Source organism: Enterobacter sp. 168J2 (assembly GCF_034107265.1).
GTDB lineage: Bacteria > Pseudomonadota > Gammaproteobacteria > Enterobacterales > Enterobacteriaceae > Enterobacter > Enterobacter nematophilus.
Window position 1 is genome coordinate 292900 of the sequence record NZ_JAWNEB010000006.1, and the last position, 21993, is coordinate 314892.

Consider the following 21993-nt stretch of genomic DNA (forward strand, 5'->3'; position numbering starts at 1 on the left):
TACGTTCAGATTTTGTGATTTGCGTCCTGGAGATACAGAGTGGGTAATAATTTGATGCAGACGGATCTCTCCGTTTGGGGCATGTATCATCATGCTGACATCGTGGTTAAGATTGTGATGATCGGCCTGATTCTGGCGTCCGTTGTCACCTGGGCTATCTTCTTCAGCAAAAGCGCCGAGCTGCTTTCGCAGAAGCGTCGCCTCAAGCGGGAACAGCAGCAGCTGGCTGAAGCCCGCTCTCTGGATCAGGCTTCTGAGATGACCTCATCCTTCCACGCGAAAAGCCTGACCACCCTGTTAGTGAATGAAGCTCAGAACGAGCTGGAACTCTCCGCCGGCAGTGAAGATAACGAAGGCATTAAAGAGCGTACCGGTTTCCGTCTGGAGCGTCGCGTTGCGGCCGTTGGCCGACACATGGGACGCGGCAATGGGTATCTGGCGACCATCGGCGCGATTTCACCGTTCATCGGTCTTTTCGGTACGGTCTGGGGCATCATGAACAGCTTTATCGGCATTGCCCAGACCCAGACCACCAACCTGGCGGTAGTTGCGCCGGGTATCGCGGAAGCGCTGCTGGCGACGGCAATCGGTCTGGTCGCGGCAATTCCGGCGGTAGTTATCTACAACATTTTCGCGCGTATGATTGGCAGCTACAAAGCCACGCTCGGCGACGTTGCCGCCCAGGTTCTGCTGCTGCAAAGCCGCGATCTCGACCTGAATGCCAGCGCCGTGAAGCCGGTGCATGCGGCGTCTAAACTGCGCGTAGGTTGATTGTATGGCAATGCGTCTAAACGAAAATCTGGACGATAACGGCGAAATGCACGAAATCAACGTGACGCCGTTTATCGACGTCATGCTGGTGCTGCTGATTATCTTTATGGTGGCAGCCCCCCTGGCGACGGTCGACGTGAAGGTGAATCTGCCTGCCTCCTCCAGCCAGCCGCAGCCGCGTCCGGAAAAGCCAATCTATCTGTCGGTGAAAGCGGATAAATCCATGTTCCTGGGGAACGACCCGGTAACGGATGCTTCCGTTATTCCGGCGCTGGATCAGCTTACCGGCGGTAAGAAGGACACTACCGTCTTCTTCCGGGCGGACAAAACCGTCGACTACGAAACCATGATGAAGGTAATGGACACGCTGCATCAGGCGGGTTATCTGAAGATTGGGCTGGTCGGGGAAGAAAAAGCGGCCTCGAAGTGATAAAGAAGCTGGCGAAAGCCGGCTTTTTTTATGCCTGTCGGTTTATGCGCTTTTGTTGTCCGTCGGTGCGGAAGAGGGGGCTGCCAGCGCGTCTTCATCGAGCGCAACGCAGGTGACGTTGGACGTACGGTACTCACCGGCTGACAGTTTGCGCGTCAGGCGCAGGGTGGCGACTTCTCTGGCAAGCAGATACTGATAGTTAGCCTCAAGACGTCCCAGCAGTTTCTCTTTCAGTTCCGGAAGCTGTTCAATGATGGCGTTCATCACGGCACCGTAAATCTCTTCTTTGACCTGTAGCGGATAAATCTCGCGGCGATTCTGCCATTTCAGACGCACCAGCGTTGCCGGAATCGATACCAGGTCTTGTGTAATACGCGTCATCTCGGCATTTTTTGCATTTCTCAGCGCCTCGATATTTTGCTTTAAGATAAATTCATCACTTTTTTTATCATCTAAAGTCAAATAAACGTCATTGTCTTTAACTTCTTTCACGTTAATCTTCCCCCAGGGTATAAAAAATAGGGTTGTTTTTTTCTCGCGTAATTAGATTAAGCCAAATTTCATTGCCGGCCTCATTTATTTCTTTCGTTTTTTCGGCCATTATTTGACTTAGTTTCTGGGCATCTATTTCGCCTTCTGCCTGCAGGTCATTCAGCAGGTGGACAAAAGCTTCAATTTTTATAGCCCGAAATAAGCGGTCTTTTATATGGCGATCGTGCTCTTCCAGCAGCATATTACGGGATTTGCCAGTGCGGGAAACGCCAATTAATATATCAGGCTCGAAATCAGAGAGCTTTCTTTTCCCCTGAGTGAAACTGGCCTTTTTTTCTTCTTCCGTCGGTTGCTGTTCCACAGGCGTAATGTGGTACTTAGCCGGGACGAGATAGTCGGGCAGCATTTTTAATTTCCTTTAATTTCAACAGGGTGGGGTTGGTAAAGGCGTGAGATTCGTTGACAATATCATGAGGCAATTTTAAAATCAAAAAAAATGGAGCCAACCCATGAACAGCATCTTTTTTACGGTCATCACATTACTATTACTGACCGCTGGTGTGCTTTTATTGATGCAGGAGTTCAATAAAACGAAAGTGTCGAAAGACACCAGTGAACTGCCACAGCCTGAACTGATGACAAAAGAGGAAGGAGAAGATCATTTCTCTGTTTTGATGAACTCCGTTACGCCTGTCTGGTACTGGCGGGTGAATCATGAATATATCGATTTCTTACATGCGACAATTAAGCGCATGAAAATGTCGGAAATTAACGACACGCCCGGTCTGTTTGAGGCGCAGCGTCGCTGTAGCGATCTGAATTCAGCGGTTTATAAATATTACGACAACATCAAAAAGCGCTGTCTTAACGGTGAGAAGGTCTCATATTCCGACCTGGACGTATTAAACCTTCGCCAGTGTTTTCGCGAGTTTAGCCTGGAAGCCTACCCGGAGCTGGTGGTACTGGTCTGGCCGGAGTATGCGCGTCCTGAGGTTAACCCGGACGACGTCTGAGTGACGTACTGGTTAGTTCTTGCAAACAGTCAGCGCCGTTGAGATATACTGAGCGCTGGTTTCGTTTGCAGACAGGATTTTATGGAACGCTTCTTTGAAAACGCAATGTATGCCTCTCGCTGGCTGCTCGCACCCGTCTATTTCGGTCTTTCCCTGGCCCTGGTCGCCCTGACGATCAAGTTCTTCCAGGAGATTTTCCACGTATTGCCTAACATTTTCTCCGTGGCGGAAGCCGATTTAATTCTGGTTCTGCTGTCGCTGGTGGATATGACGCTGGTGGGCGGCTTACTGGTGATGGTGATGTTCTCCGGTTACGAGAACTTCGTCTCTCAGCTTGATATCGCCGAGCATAAAGAAAAGCTCAACTGGCTCGGGAAAATGGACGCGTCATCGCTGAAGAATAAAGTTGCGGCATCTATAGTGGCGATCTCCTCTATCCACCTGTTACGCGTGTTTATGGACGCGAAAAACGTCCCGGATAATAAGCTGATGTGGTATGTGATTATCCACCTGACGTTTGTGCTGTCGGCGTTTGTGATGGGGTATCTGGATAAGATCAGTAAGAAATAGAGTAGACATTTCCACTCACCCTCCCCTCTGGGGAGAGGGTTAGGGTGAGGGGCGAAAGCATCGGGCTACACTATTTATCCGACGACGCCTGCCACAAATTCAGTTCCCCATCCGCCACGTGCTGGTCAATCCGCGTCAGTTCATCTTCCGTAAAGCGCAGGTTATCCAGCGCCCGAACGTTCTCAGCAAGCTGTTCAGGGCGGCTCGCGCCAATCAGCACTGACGTCACGCGCGAATCTTTCAGCAGCCAGCTTAGTGCCATCTGCGCCATCGTCTGCCCGCGCGCCTGCGCCATCTCATTGAGCAGACGAAGACTGTTCAGGTTAGCTTCGGTCAGCATTTTCTGCGTCAGGCCGCGCACTTTGTTCCCTTCGCGCTGCATGCGTGAACCTTCCGGAATACCGTTCAGGTATTTTCCGGTCAGCAGACCCTGCGCCAGCGGGGTAAAGGCGATACACCCCGTGCCGTTTGCTTCCAGCGTATCCAGCAAGCCGGTCTTATCGACCCAGCGGTTAAGCAGGTTATAGGACGGCTGGTGGATCAGCAGCGGGATCTTCCACTCGTGCAGCAGCGCGGCCATTTTTTGTGTGCGCTCGGTGGAGTAGGAGGAAATGCCTACGTACAGCGCTTTCCCACTCTGAACCGCGTGAGCCAGCGCGGAGGCCGTCTCTTCCATGGGCGTATTTTCATCCACGCGGTGAGAGTAGAAAATATCCACGTATTCCAGACCCATGCGCTTCAGGCTCTGGTCAAGGCTGGCGAGCAGATACTTGCGTGAGCCGCCTGAACCGTACGGGCCTGGCCACATGTCGTAACCGGCTTTGGTGGAGATAATCAGCTCGTCGCGATACCCGGCAAAGTCCTCACGCAGCAGGCGGCCAAAATTCTCTTCCGCGCTACCCGCAGGCGGGCCGTAGTTGTTGGCAAGATCGAAATGGGTAATCCCGAGGTCGAAGGCTTTACGCAGCAGCGCGCGCTGGGAGTCGAGGGGCTGAACGTGGCCGAAGCTATGCCACAGGCCCAGCGACAGCGCGGGCAGGCGCAGGCCGCTCTTGCCACAGTAGCGGTACTGCATATTCTCGTAGCGGGTAGCGTCAGGGTACCAGGACATGATGTCTCCTTTCTTATTTAATGAATTTTCGAAACAACGTTTTTATTCTGTGTTTATCAAATCATAAATCATCCGGATAAGCGACGACATGCCCAAACCCTGTGATGTTGAAAGGGAATGCTTAACCGTGGCTGTGCTACCTGTGAAGCCACGCTAACGAAAAATAATCACAAAAGGTTATAATTTCCCCGCACCCTGCCGATAACGAGAGTAGCACTCGCCTCTGGGCGAATTCACCCTCACGGCAAGGAAGACTTATGAATATGCTCCGTAATTTCACGATCCGTTTCGTCATGCTGACGATCCTCGGGATTTTTTGTTTAATGTGGGCGGGCGTCGGGCTGTACAGCACCTGGTCCCTTTCACGAGTATCAGACGGTAATGAAGTCGATCGCCAACTGGTCAAACAGATGATGGTGCTCAGCCAGGGCAACGATCAGTATTTCCGCTTTGTCACCCGGCTGAGCCGCGCCATGGAGGTCAAAGCCGCTGGCGGCACGCCGGATTTATCCTCTGCCCAACAGGCGCTGGACAACATGGGTAAGAAACTGGCCGAGATGAAGGCGATCTCGCCTGGCCCAATGGATGAGCAGATCTCTGCGCAGGTAATAGGGGCCTGGCAGGCGCTGCTCGATCGGGGCGTGACGCCGCAAATGGAGCAGGCGAAGCAGGCGACCCTGGACGGCTACCGCCAGCAGGCCAACAACGTTACGCCGCCGCTGAGCCGTGCGTTCGGTGCCGCCGCCGAGGAGTTCAACAATGCCGCCGCGAAGACGCTCGACAGCACCCGCGTGGTGGTCGACGGCCTGACCAGCATGACCCGCACGGTTATTATCGTCGCCACCATTATCGGCCTGCTGATCCTGCTCTTTACCGACCGCTACCTGGTGGCGATGCTGGTCAAACCGCTGGAGCGTATTCGCCAGCAGTTCCGCCAGATTGCCCAGGGCGATCTCAGCCAGCCCATTGCGCCTTTCGGCCGCAACTGCGTGGGACAGCTGGTGCCGCTGCTGAGCGCCATGCAGGACAGCCTGCGTGAAGCGGTCAGCACCATTCGCTCCGGCAGCGAGAATATCTGGCGCGGCGCGACGGAGATCTCCAGCGGCAACAACGATCTCTCTTCCCGTACCGAAGAGCAGGCTGCCGCACTGGAAGAGACGGCTGCCAGCATGGAACAGCTGACCGCGACCGTGAAGCTGAACGCGGAAAGCGCGCGTCAGGCCAGCCAGCTTGCCGATGTGGCCTCAACCACCGCCAGCCGCGGCGGCTCGCTGGTGGAAGAGGTGGTTACCACCATGAGCGGTATTTCTGAAAGCTCGAAGAAAATTGCTGAAATCACCAACGTCATCAACAGCATCGCCTTCCAGACCAATATTCTGGCGCTCAATGCGGCCGTAGAAGCGGCGCGCGCGGGCGAGCAGGGGCGTGGTTTCGCCGTGGTGGCGGGTGAAGTCCGCAACCTGGCAAGCCGCAGCGCCAACGCGGCAAAAGAAATTGAAGGGCTGATCGCTGATTCCGTTACCCGCGTCGAGCAGGGGGCGCAGCTGGTGAGCGACACGGGCACCACCATGGACGCGATTTTGCGCGACGTGACGGAAGTGACGACCATTATGAAGCAAATCGCTTCCGCCTCTGAAGAGCAAAGCAAGGGCATTTCGCAGGTCGGGATTGCCATTACGCAGATGGACGGCGTCACCCAGCAGAACGCCTCGCTGGTTGAAGAGGTTTCCGCGGCGGCCGCGGCGCTGGAGCGCCAGACCGAAGAGCTTCAGCGCTCGGTGCAGAAGTTCCGCCTGACGGCCTGACCTTCCCTACTAAGGCCGCTTCGTGCGGCCTTATTGTCGACGTTGGTGGGTACCGCAATGTCCAATATTGTACCTCATCCAAATTGAATAAATCCGTCTGAGAATTATCCTGTACAAAAAAACATAGTCAGGAAATTTGCGATGGACTGCTTTCGCCCGGTTAACCGGGTCATTCTTTTCGAGCCTCGGGCATTAGTACACAAAGGGATATGTCTCTTTTTACGCGATCAGCAGTGTGAAATTGTTCACTGCTGGTCTTTGGAACAACTTTCCGCAGCGCTTTACGATCGTACCGATGCCAGAAAAATTCTCCTTGCAGGTATCGGCGGCCTTGGAAATATGCTTCCTGGCTTTATCCGCACTTTGCATTATCCCCGGGCAATGCTTTTGACCTCATTTGTTTATTTGTCCTCCCGGGATGCGTTACTGGCAAAGATGCTGTTGGGCGCAGGCGCCGATGTATGCCTTGACGAGGCTGAGCTTGAAAGCGCGCTGCTTGCACAGCTTGCTGCGCCTGTAACCGCTCAACGTCGCGATGAGCGGCTTACCGCATCAGAGCTTAATATACTGCTGGATTACGCCTGCGGCATGCAGGCCCGGGAGATTGCGGCACACCGCAAGTGTAGCTACAAAACGGTGTTCACTTTTAAGCGTAATGCTCGACTGCGGCTCAATATAGAGAACGGCTTTGGATGGAGACGTTTAATGCTGCATCTCTCCCTGCTCATCTCACGGTATGAATGAGGCATCCATGTTTACATTTCATATTCGCTATATTGCCCATCCGGGTATTTATCTGTCAGGTATACGAGGATGTCTGGACAATATTGTCCACAATCAATCGCACCGGGAGTACTGTTTTTCTCCATATGTTTTTAACAAAAAGGAAGAGATACACCTTCTGGTTATTGATGCCACGTGCCACGAAACGATTAATGATTTTCCGGTTGCCGTGTTGGATTTATTAAAACGAAGATCCACGTTAATGCTGGTTAACGCGTTACAGAAAACCCTCATAGAACAGCTTGAGAAGGCGCATTGCTGCTCTGTGCTATGTGTCGATGAAATGACTTTCGACATGCGGGACATCCTGGAAATGACGATGCATAACAAACGATACCTGAGCCCTTTGGTGATGCGTATCGGGCAGCAACGCGATTCGGAAGATGAGATTGCGCTTACGCCTTCTGAATACCAGGTCATGAAATATTTCGGCAATGGATTGAGTGGCGTAGAAATATCGAAGCGCTTGTTTCGCAGTGAAAAAACGATCAGCAGCCATAAGCGCAGGATCATGAAAAAGCTTGGCGCAAGGAGTGACGTTGAGCTTTGCCAAAAAATTGATTCGCTGAAAAATAAGCTACGTTTTGCGAGCGTCAGAGCCGGAGAGAAATAGCGAAGGTGGGAGCGCCGGGTAACTTACTGCCGCCCGGCGCCGTTAATCAGTGGGTCGCTTCACCAATCAGCGCGCCCGTGCCCGCGCCAACGGCTGCACCTTTCAGCACGCTGTTGCCCGTCACCGCAGCCGCGCCCGCGCCAACGACGGCACCCACGGCACCGCCCTTACGCGCGTCTTTGCCTTTTTCGCCGTTTTTGAACATTGCCCCCGTGCCTGCGCCAACCACGGCACCGCCCACGGTTGATTTCATATCTTTGCCCGTGGCTGCGCCAATAGCGGCGCCTGCTACCGCGCCGGCAGCGGTTTTGTCGATGGCCATTCCCGAGGTGGAAAACATGAGGGCGCTGATAACCAGCGTTGTTTTAATAAGTTTCATAACAGATCCTTTGTGACTGCTGTCAGTTGATACGTCGTTTCTCACGCAGAGGCGAGAAAAACGCCCAGATAGTGCCAGCAATAGCCACTCAACCTTTAGGCTAATCATGCCCTGGTCAAGGTTCCTTATTGCCGGGCGGGGCTCCGCCCGGCGAAACGTTACGCCTGACGCTTGTCTTCCGTATTGGTATCGAAGTCGCTCGCCGCGTGGCGTTCGTGGAGCTGCTCGTTCAGCTCGCCGCTGGTGCGGTTAACGATGCGACCGCGCTTAACCGCATGGCGGTTCGCCACGTCCTTCGCCCAGCGCTGGACGTTGGTGTACTTCTCCGCGTCCAGGAACTCGGCGGCGTTATAGACGCTGCCCAGCGCCACGCAGCCGAACCATGGCCAGATCGCCATATCCGCGATGGTGTACTCCTCACCCGCCACGTAGCGGCCGCGCGCCAGCTGTTTATCCAGCACGTCGAACAGGCGCTTGGCTTCCATGGTGAAGCGGTCAATCGCGTACTCGATTTTTACCGGCGCGTAGTTGTAGAAGTGGCCAAAGCCGCCGCCGAGGAACGGAGCCGCACCCTGCAGCCAGAACAGCCAGTTCAGGGTCTCGGTGCGGCCAGCCGGATCTTTCGGCAGGAAGTGACCAAATTTTTCTGCCAGATAAAGCAGGATGCTGCCGGATTCAAATACGCGCGTTGGCGGGTTCGTGGAGTAGTCGCGCAGCGCCGGAATTTTCGAGTTCGGGTTCACGTCAACAAACCCGCTGGAGAACTGATCGCCCTCGCCGATGCGGATCAACCACGCGTCGTATTCCGCGCCCGTCACGCCCAGCGCCAGCAGCTCTTCGAGCATGATGGTGACCTTCTGGCCGTTCGGTGTCCCGAGAGAGTAGAGCTGTAGCGGGTGGTTACCCACGGGCAGATCTTTCTCGTGCGTCGCGCCGGAGATCGGGCGGTTGATGTTGGCGAACGCGCCGCCGCCGTTCTTTTTCCATTCCCACACTTTTGGTGGCTGATACGTGTTGTCTGACATGTTGGCCTGCCTTTTCGGTGTTGTGTTGAGGCAGTGTAGCAGGAGATGAATGAACCGTTTAACGATGTGAGCGTAATGGACAGGGCAGGTGTATGATAACCCCACCTCTGTCAGGTTAATTACAACGTGCAGACGACGACAACCCTTCAAAAAATTGCCGCCTGCCTGTTTTAGGTTGGATACATGCGTAAAGGAAAGTTAAGCAGTGATGCGCCATTCGGGACGTTGTTAGGCTATGCGCCGGGTGGCGTGGCGATTTACTCATCAAATTACGGCAGTCTGGATCCGCGAAAATACCCGGAAGAGGCGGATTTTCGCAGCTATATCGGCAACGAATACATGGGCCACAAGTGGCAGTGCGTTGAGTTTGCCCGCCGTTTCCTGTTCCTCAACTATGGCTTCGTGTTTACCGACGTCGGCATGGCGTGGGAGATCTTCTCCCTGCGCTTTTTACGCCAGGTGGTGAACGATAACATTCTGCCGCTACAGGCGTTTGCCAACGGCTCAAAACGCGCGCCGCGCGCCGGGGCGCTGCTGATCTGGCAGAAGGGCGGCGAGTTTCATGAGACCGGCCACGTGGCGGTGATTACCCAGCTTCTGGACGATAAGGTGCGTATTGCGGAGCAGAACGTCATTCACTCCCCGCTGCCGCTCGGGCAGCAGTGGACGCGCGAGCTGCGCATGACCGTGGAGAACGGCTGCTACACCCTTCATGACACCTTCAACGATACCGAAATTCTCGGCTGGATGATCCAGACGGACGACACGGAGCACAGCATTCCCCAGCCTGAACCGGACGGTGAACTGCTGAAAATCCGCGGCGCGCGGCTGAAAAACAAACGTCAGTTCGACGGGAAATGGCTTAACGAGGACGATGCGCTTCAGCAGGCGTATATTCGGGCAAACGGGCATGTGATCAACAAAGATCCCTGCCAGTATTTCACCATCACCGAAAGCGCCGAGCAGGAGCTGATCAAGGCCACCAACGAACTGCACCTGATGTACCTCCACGCCACCGACAAAGTGCTGAAAGACGACAGCCTGCTGGCGCTGTTCGACATCCCGAAAATCCTCTGGCCGCGCCTGCGCCTCTCCTGGCAGTGGCGTCGCCACCACATGATCACCGGTCGTATGGATTTCTGCATGGATGAGCGCGGCATTAAGGTTTACGAATACAACGCCGATTCCGCGTCCTGTCACACTGAAGGCGGGCTCATTCTTGAAGAGTGGGTGAAAAACGGCTATCGCGGTAACGGGCACAACCCGGCGGAAGGGCTGCTGGAAGAGCTGACCGGCGCATGGAAGCACAGCCACGCGCGGCCGTTCGTGCACATCATGCAGGACAATGACGTCGAAGAGGACTACCACGCCCTCTTTATTCAGCGCTCGCTGATGCAGGCCGGATTCGAGACCAAAATCCTGCACGGTCTGGAGGCGCTCAGCTGGGATGCCGCCGGGCAGCTGATTGACGACGAAGGCCGCCACGTCAACTGCGTGTGGAAAACCTGGGCGTGGGAGACGGCGATAGAGCAGATCCGCGAGGTGAGCGAAACCGAGTACGCCGCCGTGCCGATCCGCACCGGGCATCCTGAGGGTGAAGTGCGCCTGATTGACGTCCTGCTGCGCCCGGAAGTGCTGGTCTTTGAGCCGCTGTGGACCGTTATTCCCGGCAACAAAGCGATTCTCCCGGTGCTGTGGCAGCTATTCCCGAACCACCGCTACCTGCTCGACACCGATTTTGAGGTTAACGACCTGCTTAAGCAGACCGGGTACGCCGTCAAGCCGATTGCCGGACGCTGCGGCAGCAATATCGATCTCATCAGCGCCCAGGACGAACTGCTGGATAAATCCAGCGGCAAGTTTGTTGACCGCAAAAATATCTACCAGCAGCTGTGGTGCCTGCCGAACGTCGACGGCAAGTACATTCAGGTTTGTACCTTTACCGTGGGCGGAAACTACGGCGGGACCTGCCTGCGCGGCGACGATTCGCTGGTGGTGAAAAAAGAGAGCGATATCGAGCCGCTGATTGTACTGAAGGATAAGTAACGTCCATTTGCGGTAAAAAAGCCCCCGCCGGGCATCCAGCGGGGGCTTTTTGTTATTGCGCTTCCTCGTCCTGCTGCGCGCTGGTTTTCAATTCGATAATGCGTCCAATCTGGTCATGATAAACCGTCAGCAGGTTGTGCTGGCTCATCTCCGAGATGAGCTGCGGTGAGACGTTAAAGCTGCGGGCAAGTTCGTCATGAGGCAACAGGCCCGGCTGACGCCGCCTTGCGTGCGCGCGGCGGCGGTTGTACTGATACCACAAAATCAGCAGCCAGCCGTTGAGCGCGGCGAACAGCAAATAGATTAACACCGTATTAAAGGAGGCAATAATCACGCTCCACCGATGGTCGCTCTCCTCGGTTAACTGCATCCACAGCCTGGCATACAGGAAAAACAGAAATCCGCCCCAGGCCACCACGGTTAACGCGGCATCAAAAAGACGCGGCAGCAACCGATGTTCAGTCAAAATTAAGGTATTTTCGTTCATTGAAGGCTTCCTTTTCCCCGGTCCGGACTGATCCAGCGCGCGCGGGCACGCTGACGTTTAAGCATGACTTTTGGAAATGCGACGAGGGTGGTGAACAGGCCAATCATCCAGTAGACCATCGGGAACCAGATCACCCAGAAAAGCGAGCTTGCCACCTTGCGCTCATAGCGCCGCTCAATGTACAAGCTGACCAGGAACTGCAGCAGGCACATCACGCCCAGCAGCAGCCCGGTGAACGCCGGGGGAAACAGGGTTTCAACGGTGAGCCTGGCGGGAATGGGCGCGACGTGGCTGATGATGTACAGCAGCACCGTTATCGCATACGCGAAGGCCCACAGCGTTGACAGCGCGTACTCCAGAAACAGGGGCCACATGCGGTGATGCTCCCAGCGCACCATCTTGCGCAGGTTAACCAGAAACACCTCCGCGCCGCCCTGGGCCCAGCGCAGGCGCTGCTTCCACAGGCCCTTCAGCGTCTCCGGCATCAGGATCCAGCACAGCGCCCGCGGCTCGAAAAAGATATCCCAGTGGCGCAGCTGGAGCTTCCAGCTGATGTCGATGTCTTCGGTGATCATGTCCGGGCTCCAGTACCCGACGTCCGCCAGCGCCTGTCGGCGAAAGGCGGCGATGACGCCGGAGACGGTAAAGACCCGGCCATAGATCCGCTGCGTCCGCTTGATGAGCCCAATGATGGACGAAAACTCGCCAACCTGAATGCGGCCAATCAGCGTGGAGCGCGTGCGAATGCGCGGGTTCCCGGTCACCGCCCCAACGTGGGGATACTGAATCAGCGGCGCTACCAGATAGGCCGCGGTGTCGCGGTCGAGCAGGGCGTCGCCGTCAATGCAGACCAGCAGATCGCCCCGGGCCGCCGCCGCCCCGGCTTTGAGCGCCACGGCTTTTCCCTGGTTCTCCGCGAGGTTAATCACCCGCAGGCGCGGCTGCTCCAGCGCCAGCTGCTGCAGCACCTGCGCGGTGTTATCAGACGAGCCGTCGTTGATGGCGATCACTTCAATATTCTCGTACCGCTGAGCCAGCGCGGCGCTGATGGTCTCTCTGGCGTTTCTTTCCTCATTGAAGCAGGGGATCAGAATAGAGATGAGCGGCTCGCCGGCGAGCGTCGGGGCAGGCGTGTCTTTATCCCACGACCAGCGGCGTTCAAGCTGAAACCAGAAATAGAGCCCGCCGGTGACCCAGAGCACGGACATAAACAGCGGCCAGAAAAAGACAAAATCCAGAATCAGCTCGCCGGTAAAGAGGGCGGCCACCCCTAACGGCAGCCCGAATACCAGACATAAAATTGAAAAGGCGATTATGCGATCAGTCATTGTCAGGGTACCAGTAGGAAGAAAATACGGGCCTGATGCGTGAGATATCAGGCTGGTTGTTGATGAAATCGTCAGGGTAGTAGCCGTAGTTTTTGATGCCGTTCAGCTGGAGGACGCGCATCCACGCCGCAAGCTGGCTGTCGGAAACGGCGCGCTGCGGCTTCTGCTCCCAGTCTCTGGCCTGCAGCTCGAAAATGGTTTTATCCAGCGCGCCGGGCCGCGCGGCGACGGCTTTGATCAAGCGCGTCAGCCACGCGTTGCTCTCGTTCGCCGGAACGGACTCCATCAGCGGCATCGCCATGGGCACCGTCCAGTCATAGGCCGCCAGAAAATCATCGAGATTCTGCGCAAACCACGCTTCGCTTTCGGGCTGCAGAATGGGCAGGACGAACATATTGCGTGCGGTTTTTATCTGCGGGCCGCGGATGTGCTTCACCGCCTGGCCCAGGGCACGGGTAAACCCGATAAGCCTCCGGCTTTTCTGACGCATCGTGTCCTGCCCGGCATCGTCAACGTCCGTCAGCACCGCATCGTCATGGAACAGGATCCCGTTGAAGCTGGCGTAGCGGGCCAGATCTTCATAGATTTCCGTCACCTGCTGGCGAACCTGCGGGTCCCACGGTGAAAGCCTGATGTAGGGCTCATTGGCCTCGCGCAGCTGTCCTGTCCGATCGTCCCGGCGCTGCACGCGCGGCAGGGCAGGATCGAGATCGAACGAGAGCACCGGCATCCACGCGAAGACCTTCACTCCCGCGCGGGTTTGCAGCTGCCAGGAGACGAAGTTAAAGAGATCGGCCCGGACCGGAAGCCGGCGGTTGGGGAAATAAAGCGCCTTGATCCTGCCGTCGCCCTGCGGGTCGGCAAACGCCTGCAGGAAGACGTGGCTGATCTTCATGTCGTAGACCCGCTGGATCAGCCTGTTGATGTTTTGGGTCTGCTGCGCCGGATCGGGATCGTAAACGTAGTCAAGATCGACATGCATCACGCGCACGGGATCGCGCTCCTGAACCCGGCTGACCGTACTGGCAAACGCTTTGAGCGAGGGATTCCCGGCAATCAGCAGACGGGGAATGTTGCCCAGTTGATGCACGTCCCCCAGACCGTCTTCCAGGGTAAAGGCCAGCTGGTAGCCCTGCTGCCTGGCGATGGCGAGCGACGTACCGCTGGCGGCACCGTAAGGCCAGACCCAGGCGCGCGGCGCTTTGCCCGTCACCTGCGCGATTTTCTCTGTCACCTTGCGGACGTCATCGCCGATCCGCTGGCTGAACTGCTGGTCAGTTTCATAGCGCCCCGTCGCTTTATCATAAAAGCGGTTGGCAATGGCCGGTTCGCGGCTGCCCTGCGGGTTGGCGACGATGCCGTAATGCGAGGCCCAGGTATGCGATCCGATCTCAACCAGCGGAGACCGGCTGAGCTCGCGCACCATGTCCCAGGTCGCGAAGCGATCCCGGGGCGTCATCAGGCCGCCAAAGTTCACCTTCTGGTTTGCTGGTGTATCTACCCAACTGCCCACCGGCGCCCAGAGCGCAGGCACGTTCCAGGCCTTAAGCAGCGGCCAGACGCGGGTATAGAAGCTGCTGTAGCCATCGTCAAAGCTGAGCAGAACGGCTTTCGGCGGCAGCGTTTTTTTCCCGTCACGCGCGTCCAGAATGTCCTGCACGCTGATGGCGTGATAGCCGTTGTGCAGCAGCCAGCTAATCTGCTCGTTTAGCGCGCTGGTTCGCACGGAGAGGTAGCGCTGATCGGCGGCATCGTCTTCGACGTCGTGGTAGGCCAGCACCAGAAACTGGTTCTGCGGCCAGGGTTTGCTCGCCTCCGGCTGCGGCCGCTCGTTGGGCGCAACGAACGAGATCGCCTGCGCCCAGACGCTCGCGCTGAGGCAGAGCCAGCCGATGAGTATCAGGCTCACGGAAAAACGTGTGTTCAGCATATTCATCCTTAAAAGCGTAAAGTCGCGTCAAGCGTGACGGAGAGGTTGCTCTCGCGTTTGCCGTCGTAAGGGCGTTTGTCCCAGTTCAGCATCACGCCGGTATCAATGACGTTATTCCACTGGACGCGTTGCCCGTAGCCCAGCAGGGCGATGGCGCCAGCGGACTGGTTTTTCTGCCAGTAGCTGCCGCCTCCCGCCACGAACTGCTGGCTCCAGAGGGTGTCGTAATGGCGGTACATCTCATGGTCCACGGACAGGGCGGCCGTCACGGACAGGTCCCGCGCCGGGTTGTAATAGAGCGTGTCCCGCAGGCTGTTTTTACTGGCGGCGATCCCCGGTTCAAGATCCAGCGTCAGGGTCGGGGTCTGCCAGAGACGCTCCTTACCCGTAAGGGTGTATTCCTGTCGGCGGTTATGGTCTGAGAAGCGGCTGACGGCGGCGCTGAACTGGTACTCGCGGCGCTCGTTTTGATACCAGCGGATCCCGCCTTCACCCCGGTTGGCGCTAATCCCGTTGCGTAATGCCCGGAGCGGCGTGGTGCGGGATAAGCGTTCAAGGCTGCCGCTGACCTGCCAGTTATCATTGAGAAAGTACGTGGTTGAGAGGCGAGCACCCGGCTTGTTTTCACCGTGATAGCGGTTGCTGGATACCTCGGCTTCGAGCTGAAGGTCGCGAGGACGCCACTCGACGCCGCCCAGGAGATGACGGCTGGTGCCTTTGCCTTCATCGAAATTACCCTGCGCGTAGCGGGTACCCGCAAACAGCCGCCAGCTATCCGCTACCGGGGGACCATAGAGCGTGGCGTCCCCGTTCAGGTCGTGCGTCCCGCTGATGGGGTTATCGGAGTGCAAACCCTTGCTCGCGTTAAGGCGCAGCTCGGACATGTGGTGCACCGTTCTGAGCCTGTCCAGACGCCTGGCGCTGCGAGCGGTGGGCGCGCGGGCAAGCACGTCGTCGGCCAGTAAATCCATCTGTCGCCACTCCTGCAGATCCATGGCGACGTAAGCCTGCTGCTGCTCCAGCTCCAGGTTTGATGGCTCCAGCGCCTCCGCCCTTTTTAACGTTTGCTCCGCCGCACGCGGCAGGCCCCGGGCCTGAAGCAGGGTGGCATAGTCAATCTGCAACCCCTGATTGCCCGGCGCCGTTGTCGCCAGACGGTGCGCCAGCTTTTCCGCGTCCGGCAGGGCGTTGGTTGAGAGCAAATAGTTAAATTTGAGCGACTGCCCCGTAAGCCACCGATCGTTGGGCTGCGGAGTGGGCGAGCCGAAATCGTAGCGGGTCCACGGAACGCTGCGGGTCTGGCGCTCTACGTACTGGCGAGCGGACTGATACTGTCCCGTGTCCAGCCAGGCGTAGAAAAGTGCGTGCTCCTCGTCCTGCGGGTCGGCGGCGTATTGTGGATAGCGTTGCAGAAGCGCGAAGGCGGCAGCCGCGTTTTTCTCCTGCAGATACGCGGAGATGACCCAGCCGATGGCCCAGCCCGGCACCGGATGCTGGGCTGCCGTAAGATCCTGATATTCGCTAATCACCCGTGGGTAATCAGCATGGGCGTACAGCGCGCCAAGCCTGTCGATACGCGCAAGGATGACGTCTTCCGCCGCCTGCGGCTCGTTTTGCCAGCGAGCAAGCAGGGCGTCGTAACGATTCAGTGCCGTTTGCGCCAGCTGAAGGCGCTCTTTTTCCGTTCTGCCAGGCACGTCGGCAAGGCGAACCCATTCGGCGGCGGCATTAAGCTCAAGACGACGGCGCTGCGCGGGAGTCAGCGTTACCCTTTGTGACAGCATCAGCGCGGGAGTGCTCACCCGGTTATCCGTTAGCGCGTCAATCTGCTCGCTAAGGAGCGCTTTATTTTCCGGCGCGAGGGCCAGCGCGCGCGTGTCCGCTAAAAGCCGATCCCAGCTTTTTCCCTGGCGAAACCAGACGTACGACAGCGCCTGAAGATGCGCCGGAGAGGGATCCTCCGTTACCAGCTGACGGGCTTCATGCAGAGCGAGCGTATCCATGCGGGCATCGGCCAGGGTTTTGATATAGCCGATACGATAATCGTCATTATTTGGCGCAAGGCTACGCGCCTCTTTCCAGAGCGACAGGGCAGGCTGCCACGCTTTTTGATTTCTTCTGGCCTGCGCGACAGCCGCAACGCCGCGAGCGGGCAGCGGCATATAAATGCCATAGCGCTGCCAGACCTGAATCACCTCGTCATCACGACCTGCCCACGCAGCCACCTGTAACCAGTCCGCCACTTGCTCGGGCGTCAGAGCATGCTGTTGCTGATAACGCTGAAGGTAATTGAGGAACGGCGCGTAATTGCCGTTACGTGCCTGTTGAATCTGTTGCTCATAAACGGATTCCGTTGCCTGAACGAGAACAGGAAACAGAAATAGCAGAAACAATAATCCTGGGACGCGATAAAAGAATAACGTATTGAAGCGAAGCGATCTTTCCATATCTATTTGCCATTTGTTTATCATGAATCCATTGCATAACACGGCCGCCTTTTAACTCTGCGTTAAAGGCCATAAATGAGAACATTAAATCTGAATGCAGTAGCGTTATGGGGTACTTACTTTAAGGTAATTATGGATCCTCCTCGTTGTGGACTGAATGGAAGGTAATGTACACCTGATATGTTGCCGGATAAATATGGTGAAAAGCGGATGGGTGGTTTTGGGATAATTCTGGAATGAGATGGCTTTGATGATTATTTTGAATTGAGAAGGTATTTGCAACTATATGATATTAATGCTTTTTGTTTATATTTTTTTGGGTTTGCTTATATTTTAAATGTGGTTTGATTGTAGCAATTAAAGTACTTTCTGGTGCATGTTTGGGAAGTTTCATGACAAAAAGTCTTAATGTTCAGCGAAGTGACTTTTCTGCGATTGTTTTTTATTTATAATTAACGCCAGCCATTGAATGAAAGTCTACAGGAAGTCTTACTCATCAATGTCAGTATTGAGGGATGTTCAACGCCAGAATACATATTGTCGTTAATATTACAGCGCTATAAAACGAAGGCGGCCTTCTTTCTGAAGGCGCGTTCTTGCTTTAATCTAAAAGGGATGGTTAGTGGCAACTTCAATAGTGTTAGTGACCCAGGATCGCTATCTTGTCAGGGGGATGAGGCTATTTTTCCCGGATATTATCCTGCTCGACTCGATTGACAGAAACATATTTGATAACGGCGCAGATGAATATTCTGTGTTGATTGATAGTCGTTCTCCGCTCCGTTTATATGATTACCTCATACGCCATCCGGCCAGAACGAAAAAAACAATCTGCTGCGTTATGCTTGATATGCGACACCGCGAGGAGAATCTGCTCAGTATGAAGTTATTTATGAACGCGTCGCTTACCGCGCCGGACATGGCCTCGCTGTTTAACCTGGTGCTCAATATGAAGGGCAGGCGTCTGACCACCAAATGGCTGCTTAACTTACGGCTTAGCACGCACGAAGCGATCATGCTGCGGTTGCTGAGGGCAGGGATGTCGATGGAAGCGATTGCCGATGAGCTGAACACGTCGGTGAAGAGCCTCTATCGCAAACGTACAGCGCTGTCGGAACGCCTGGGGGCGGAGAACTTCAACGAGGCGTGTTTGTTTATCTTTAAAAACAAACTGCTGGACGCGGTTGGGAACGATCCCTGACTTTGTCTGAAGCCAAACGCGAAAACCCGCCACGAGGGCGGGTTCATTAAATGGATATAATTCAGAATGACCAGCGCAGATTCGCGTTAACCGAGTTGACGCGGGTATCCGCTCCATATTGCCCCTGATAACCCACATCCAGCGTTGCAGCACGAGAAAGCTGTACGCTCACGCCGATATCACCCACCATCACGTCCTCATCCACGGCCTGACCCTGAGTAATGAACGCGTCGCTGCCCGCAAACGCCATGCGCGAAGAGGTATTCTTATCGCCATAGGCGTGCTGCCAGCCCAACGAACCGTAGAGGTTAACGTTCTTCGGCAGCTCGGTCACACCACGAACCCCGAGGGTGGAGTAGAAGGTGTTCATCGTTTCGTTACGTACGCTCAGCGCTGCGGCGCCGCCGTCTTCCCTGAAGCTGTCGGTATGCAGTCGAACGTACGATAAATTGACGAACGGCTCGATATTCATATCAGGCTGGCCGAAACGGTAGCCCGCTTCGGTGAACGCCAGCAGCGAGTTGGCGTCGTAATCTGACTTCAGCCGGTCAGAAAAGCCGCTGAAATCAACGCTGCGCTCGCCTTCAATCTTGTGCCAGGTGTAACCCAGCGCGCCGCGAAGGGAGAACGCATCCTGTTGACCCGCCGCATACAGGCCGAGGTGGTAGTTGTCGGTATCCGTTGAGGAACGACGGCTGTCGATGTCGTAATCACCGCGGCTGTAGCCGAAGTAGCCGCCGACACGCACGTTATGGTCCGCCAGCTTGCGATCGGCCCCCAGCAGGAAGCCGGTGGTGTTGCCGTCCAGCTTGCCCACGTTACCGTCGCCGCTGTTTCGGCTCCAGGAGCTGAAGGTCTGGCCCCAGACGCCGTTGTTTTCCGGCTCCGGCTGCTGCACCAGCGACATCGCCAACGGTGGTATCGGCAGGCTGTCGTTATCAAACGCGCGCTGCATGCGCTGGTTTAACACGTTAAACACCTGCGTGCTGCCGGCGATCAGGTTGGACTGTACTGATGGATAAACTTCACCGGAAAGCTGGTTGAACGCCTCGCGCGCTTCCGGCGCGCTCAGCACCAGCAGCGAGTTGTACAGCGCCAGCGACGGGCCGCTTTGCGTCAGCGTGGAGAGCGCGCCGGCGGTATTCCACTGGTTGCTGCTTTCGGCGACGGTCTGGAAAATCCCCGGCTTGCCGCTGCCCGGGTTCTCACCGCCAGGGTTTCCTCCGCCCGGGTTCTCACCGCCTGGGTTTCCTCCACCCGGATTCTCACCCCCCGGGTTTTCGCCTCCCGGATTCTCGCCGCCGGTCTCTTTCTGCGCGATGGTCAGATCGACGGCGTTGGTGCTCTGGTTGAGCGCCACGTCCAGGAAGGCGGATTTAGATATCGCCCCTGCGAACTGACCGTCAATTCCCCCGTCGGAGGTTAAAATGCGGTAGCTTTGGCCCGTTTTGTAGCTGGTTTGCGGATCCAGCGCGGTGACCAGTACCTGAGCCCGATCGCTGATGGTCGTTTTGCCTGCTACCAGCAGCTGGTCGCTGCGGCCATCACCGGCGATGTCGACGTCATAGAAAGATTCGCCCACAAAATTCAGATAACGCTTCAGCGTCAGCGTGCCGATATCGCCATCCCCGGGTGAAATATGCCCGCCGGACAGGATCTCGGTCTGGCCCAGCGTGCCGTTCCCCCCCAGCGTGCCGCCGGCCTTGATTGACGCGGCGCTGCTGTAGCCCAGCCCGTTGCTAACGTCGGATCCCGCCGTCGCGTTGAGGATCAGCGTCCCGCCGTTCTCGGCGCTAAGCGTCTGAATATCAAAGATATCGTCTTCTGGCTGGGTGTTGATGTTGCTGGCGATAATCACTTTGCCACCGCGCGCGGTCACGTTCGCCTGAAGGGCTGAAAGATCGCCGTTCAGCGTTGTCTGCCCGGAGGTATTGATCACCTCACCTTCGCCGCTCATCGTGTTGCTGAAGACGTAATTTCCGTCGGTATGGTTGAAGTAGACATAGCTGCCGAACAGCCCGCCGCGCAGGCTGATTGCCGTATTCGCATCGAGAGTACCCGCGCCGCCCGCCGCGCCAAGCGTTGGCTCAGTTAAACCGGTGCCGGTGTCCATATTGCCGCGGCTGCCGATGATGAGCGCACCCCGGTTAGAGCCGGAACCCGAGGTCCCCACGATCAGCGTATTGCTGCCAGCGGAAAATGAACCGCCGTCAATCACCGACAGCACGCCATTGCCATAATCGCCCACGCTCACGCTGCTGCCGCTGGTAAAGCGCGAGTCTTTGCCCGCAATAACCAGCTCGGCGGTTTTACCTGCCCCGGAGACGCCGGCTACCTGCACGCCGCCAACGTTAACCGCACCGCCGTTCAGCACGTCCAGGTCGCCATAAAGCGTCAACGTACGGCCAACATTCCACTGTGAGCCGCCCCCCGTGACGGTGGCTTTCGGGCTCAGCGTGTCGGTTTCACCCGGCCCGGTACCGTTGCCGATGCGCGCATCGTAGGCGGTGCTGAGCGCCGCGCCGTCCTCAATCGCCAGCGTGGAGCGTGCCCCCAGATCGGTGCCTACGCTGAGAAAATTACTGGTCACGCGAGAGCCGGCGCCCGTGGCGATAAGGTGGCTGTCGTAGCCGCGGGTGGTGCCGACAACGATCTCCTTTGCGCTGGCCAGCGCGCCCTCTTCGACTCGCAGGGTGCCGAGGCCAAGATTCAGGTCGCCGCGCAGGACGTACTGATCGTTCACCGCGTTAAGCTCGGCGTTTGGCCCACGGACCGTGACCACGCTTTCATAAATTTGGCCGTCGAACAGCCGACCGATGTTGATGTTATAGGCGGTGATTTTGCCATTATCGATCAGCAGGTTTCCGGCTTGATTACGCCCAACGTAAACATCTCCGGTGTAACCCAGCGTTTCGGTAATACGCGAATCGCCATCAAAAATTGCATCGGCTGCGCGTGCGAAATCGGCAGGTGAAAGCAGTAACAGCGGCGCGGAAAATAGAGCGAGGTAAAGTCTGGAAAGCGGAGTCTTAACCGCTAAAGCATGCGATGTAGAGTTATTCACGGGCTATCTCCGTACTCATTAGCGTGATGTCTGGAAAATCGTTTTTATGAAAACTCAAATACGTCAGAAAATATAAAAGGCGTTATTTATGTACGCCTTTTATTTGCCGTTAATTATTTATGAGTGACAACAGGGGTACAGGTTGGCGCGCTCAGCGTCGGGGCGGATCCTAAAATCCCGGGCATCATCATTGATGAGCAATCGAAAATACGCCCTTTTTCCGTCGTCGCGCGATAAGACAGTTTTTGCCCTCCCAGTGCGTCCGGCTGGGCACCATTAACATTGGTCACGGTTATTTCATCCGATGAGCCCAGCCCCAGCATTTTAGCGGTTTCGGCCTGCAGGAGTGGAATAGCCTGATCGGTTTTTAGCGTGGAACAACCGGCTAGCATCAACGTAACGCTTAAAAAGACGAGAGGTTTTTTCATAAATTATCCTTGATATCCAATCAGTTAATTTCACTGATTGTATTTATGTTTTCAATTACCCAAATCAGCG

20 protein-coding genes are annotated in these 21993 nt (G+C 56.2%); 9 read left to right on the plus strand and 11 right to left on the minus strand.

The window, feature by feature from the left end:
* Nucleotides 1–39: 39 nt before the first annotated feature.
* Both exbB and exbD read left to right on the plus strand, forming a co-directional pair.
* Nucleotides 40–771: a tol-pal system-associated acyl-CoA thioesterase gene (gene exbB, locus USG84_RS17300; RefSeq protein WP_116342042.1), complete on the plus strand. Its 732-nt coding sequence runs from the start codon at nucleotides 40–42 to the stop codon at nucleotides 769–771.
* Between the two features lie 4 nt (nucleotides 772–775).
* On the plus strand, nucleotides 776–1201 hold the full coding sequence (gene exbD, locus USG84_RS17305; RefSeq protein WP_032643392.1) for a TonB system transport protein ExbD: 426 nt from the start codon (nucleotides 776–778) through the stop codon (nucleotides 1199–1201).
* A 42-nt stretch (nucleotides 1202–1243) separates the two neighbouring features.
* Here the strand turns inward: exbD and USG84_RS17310 are convergent, their stop codons facing one another.
* Nucleotides 1244–1693, minus strand: coding sequence for a hypothetical protein (locus USG84_RS17310; protein WP_061097069.1), 450 nt, complete (start codon nucleotides 1691–1693; stop codon nucleotides 1244–1246).
* A 1-nt stretch (nucleotide 1694) separates the two neighbouring features.
* Entirely contained in the window at nucleotides 1695–2099 is a 405-nt protein-coding gene (locus USG84_RS17315) for a hypothetical protein (RefSeq protein ID WP_014885230.1), read from the minus strand.
* A gap of 103 nt (nucleotides 2100–2202) precedes the next feature.
* On the opposite strand from USG84_RS17315, the gene USG84_RS17320 reads away from it, so the two are divergent.
* Nucleotides 2203–2706 carry an ESA_00282 family adhesion-associated protein gene (locus tag USG84_RS17320; RefSeq protein ID WP_151414064.1) on the plus strand — a complete coding sequence of 168 codons (504 nt, stop codon included), beginning with the start codon at nucleotides 2203–2205 and terminating at the stop codon, nucleotides 2704–2706.
* 81 nt (nucleotides 2707–2787) lie between these two features.
* Nucleotides 2788–3276 (plus strand): TIGR00645 family protein, encoded by a 489-nt coding sequence (locus tag USG84_RS17325; protein ID WP_006811956.1) that lies wholly within the window; start codon nucleotides 2788–2790, stop codon nucleotides 3274–3276.
* 70 nt (nucleotides 3277–3346) lie between these two features.
* On the opposite strand, the gene USG84_RS17330 is transcribed toward USG84_RS17325, so the two are convergent.
* Entirely contained in the window at nucleotides 3347–4387 is a 1041-nt protein-coding gene (locus USG84_RS17330; protein ID WP_151414065.1) for an aldo/keto reductase, read from the minus strand.
* A 257-nt stretch (nucleotides 4388–4644) separates the two neighbouring features.
* On the opposite strand from USG84_RS17330, the gene USG84_RS17335 reads away from it, so the two are divergent.
* The 3 genes from USG84_RS17335 (at nucleotide 4645) to USG84_RS17345 (ending at nucleotide 7588) form a co-directional block, all read left to right on the plus strand.
* On the plus strand, nucleotides 4645–6192 hold the full coding sequence (locus USG84_RS17335; RefSeq protein WP_253543296.1) for a methyl-accepting chemotaxis protein: 1548 nt from the start codon (nucleotides 4645–4647) through the stop codon (nucleotides 6190–6192).
* A gap of 141 nt (nucleotides 6193–6333) precedes the next feature.
* Complete coding sequence (locus USG84_RS17340; protein WP_151414066.1) at nucleotides 6334–6936, plus strand: LuxR C-terminal-related transcriptional regulator; 603 nt, start codon at nucleotides 6334–6336, stop codon at nucleotides 6934–6936.
* A gap of 7 nt (nucleotides 6937–6943) precedes the next feature.
* Nucleotides 6944–7588, plus strand: a complete 645-nt coding sequence (locus USG84_RS17345; protein ID WP_151414067.1) for a response regulator transcription factor — start codon at nucleotides 6944–6946, stop codon at nucleotides 7586–7588.
* A 46-nt stretch (nucleotides 7589–7634) separates the two neighbouring features.
* Here the strand turns inward: USG84_RS17345 and USG84_RS17350 are convergent, their stop codons facing one another.
* A complete protein-coding gene (locus tag USG84_RS17350) occupies nucleotides 7635–7967 on the minus strand; it encodes a YMGG-like glycine zipper-containing protein (protein ID WP_151414068.1) in 333 nt (110 codons plus the stop codon).
* Nucleotides 7968–8125: 158 nt separating this feature from the next.
* Nucleotides 8126–8992, minus strand: coding sequence for a glutathione-dependent disulfide-bond oxidoreductase (yghU, locus tag USG84_RS17355; protein WP_061097075.1), 867 nt, complete (start codon nucleotides 8990–8992; stop codon nucleotides 8126–8128).
* Between the two features lie 183 nt (nucleotides 8993–9175).
* Between yghU and gss the strand changes: the two genes are divergently transcribed.
* Complete coding sequence (gene gss / locus USG84_RS17360) at nucleotides 9176–11038, plus strand: bifunctional glutathionylspermidine amidase/synthase (RefSeq protein WP_151414069.1); 1863 nt, start codon at nucleotides 9176–9178, stop codon at nucleotides 11036–11038.
* 52 nt (nucleotides 11039–11090) lie between these two features.
* On the opposite strand, the gene pgaD is transcribed toward gss, so the two are convergent.
* Genes pgaD through pgaA form a run of 4 tightly spaced genes read right to left on the minus strand, consistent with a single transcriptional unit; the run spans nucleotide 11091 to nucleotide 17230 of the window.
* Nucleotides 11091–11525, minus strand: a complete 435-nt coding sequence (pgaD, locus tag USG84_RS17365; protein WP_061097077.1) for a poly-beta-1,6-N-acetyl-D-glucosamine biosynthesis protein PgaD — start codon at nucleotides 11523–11525, stop codon at nucleotides 11091–11093.
* Nucleotides 11522–12853, minus strand: coding sequence for a poly-beta-1,6-N-acetyl-D-glucosamine synthase (gene pgaC / locus USG84_RS17370; protein WP_028014399.1), 1332 nt, complete (start codon nucleotides 12851–12853; stop codon nucleotides 11522–11524). Before pgaC ends, pgaD begins: the two co-directional genes overlap by 4 nt.
* Nucleotides 12846–14783 carry a poly-beta-1,6-N-acetyl-D-glucosamine N-deacetylase PgaB gene (gene pgaB / locus USG84_RS17375; RefSeq protein WP_151414070.1) on the minus strand — a complete coding sequence of 646 codons (1938 nt, stop codon included), beginning with the start codon at nucleotides 14781–14783 and terminating at the stop codon, nucleotides 12846–12848. The genes pgaC and pgaB overlap by 8 nt, the downstream gene beginning before the upstream one ends.
* An 8-nt stretch (nucleotides 14784–14791) precedes the next feature.
* The gene (gene pgaA / locus USG84_RS17380; protein WP_151414071.1) at nucleotides 14792–17230 is read right to left on the minus strand and encodes a poly-beta-1,6 N-acetyl-D-glucosamine export porin PgaA; all 2439 of its coding nucleotides are present in this window, start codon (nucleotides 17228–17230) and stop codon (nucleotides 14792–14794) included.
* Between the two features lie 673 nt (nucleotides 17231–17903).
* On the opposite strand from pgaA, the gene USG84_RS17385 reads away from it, so the two are divergent.
* Nucleotides 17904–18431 carry a helix-turn-helix domain-containing protein gene (locus USG84_RS17385; protein ID WP_061097080.1) on the plus strand — a complete coding sequence of 176 codons (528 nt, stop codon included), beginning with the start codon at nucleotides 17904–17906 and terminating at the stop codon, nucleotides 18429–18431.
* A gap of 61 nt (nucleotides 18432–18492) precedes the next feature.
* Here the strand turns inward: USG84_RS17385 and USG84_RS17390 are convergent, their stop codons facing one another.
* On the minus strand, nucleotides 18493–21495 hold the full coding sequence (locus tag USG84_RS17390) for an autotransporter domain-containing protein (RefSeq protein ID WP_320738390.1): 3003 nt from the start codon (nucleotides 21493–21495) through the stop codon (nucleotides 18493–18495).
* 113 nt (nucleotides 21496–21608) lie between these two features.
* Entirely contained in the window at nucleotides 21609–21923 is a 315-nt protein-coding gene (locus USG84_RS17395; protein WP_253543293.1) for a lipoprotein, read from the minus strand.
* Nucleotides 21924–21993: the final 70 nt, after the last annotated feature.

Bases quoted from the DNA above. Each gene is read 5' to 3' on its own strand.
- USG84_RS17350 (WP_151414068.1), bottom strand. From the start codon at position 7,967: ATGAAACTTATTAAAACAACGCTGGTTATCAGCGCCCTCATGTTTTCC.
- USG84_RS17335 (WP_253543296.1), top strand. From the start codon at position 4,645: ATGAATATGCTCCGTAATTTCACGATCCGTTTCGTCATGCTGACGATC.
- gss (WP_151414069.1), top strand. From the start codon at position 9,176: ATGCGTAAAGGAAAGTTAAGCAGTGATGCGCCATTCGGGACGTTGTTA.
- USG84_RS17315 (WP_014885230.1), bottom strand. From the start codon at position 2,099: ATGCTGCCCGACTATCTCGTCCCGGCTAAGTACCACATTACGCCTGTG.
- pgaA (WP_151414071.1), bottom strand. From the start codon at position 17,230: ATGGAAAGATCGCTTCGCTTCAATACGTTATTCTTTTATCGCGTCCCA.
- USG84_RS17395 (WP_253543293.1), bottom strand. From the start codon at position 21,923: ATGAAAAAACCTCTCGTCTTTTTAAGCGTTACGTTGATGCTAGCCGGT.
- USG84_RS17330 (WP_151414065.1), bottom strand. From the start codon at position 4,387: ATGTCCTGGTACCCTGACGCTACCCGCTACGAGAATATGCAGTACCGC.
- pgaB (WP_151414070.1), bottom strand. From the start codon at position 14,783: ATGCTGAACACACGTTTTTCCGTGAGCCTGATACTCATCGGCTGGCTC.
- USG84_RS17325 (WP_006811956.1), top strand. From the start codon at position 2,788: ATGGAACGCTTCTTTGAAAACGCAATGTATGCCTCTCGCTGGCTGCTC.
- USG84_RS17345 (WP_151414067.1), top strand. From the start codon at position 6,944: ATGTTTACATTTCATATTCGCTATATTGCCCATCCGGGTATTTATCTG.
- USG84_RS17320 (WP_151414064.1), top strand. From the start codon at position 2,203: ATGAACAGCATCTTTTTTACGGTCATCACATTACTATTACTGACCGCT.
- pgaC (WP_028014399.1), bottom strand. From the start codon at position 12,853: ATGACTGATCGCATAATCGCCTTTTCAATTTTATGTCTGGTATTCGGG.
- exbD (WP_032643392.1), top strand. From the start codon at position 776: ATGGCAATGCGTCTAAACGAAAATCTGGACGATAACGGCGAAATGCAC.
- pgaD (WP_061097077.1), bottom strand. From the start codon at position 11,525: ATGAACGAAAATACCTTAATTTTGACTGAACATCGGTTGCTGCCGCGT.
- USG84_RS17340 (WP_151414066.1), top strand. From the start codon at position 6,334: ATGGACTGCTTTCGCCCGGTTAACCGGGTCATTCTTTTCGAGCCTCGG.
- USG84_RS17385 (WP_061097080.1), top strand. From the start codon at position 17,904: ATGAGGCTATTTTTCCCGGATATTATCCTGCTCGACTCGATTGACAGA.
- yghU (WP_061097075.1), bottom strand. From the start codon at position 8,992: ATGTCAGACAACACGTATCAGCCACCAAAAGTGTGGGAATGGAAAAAG.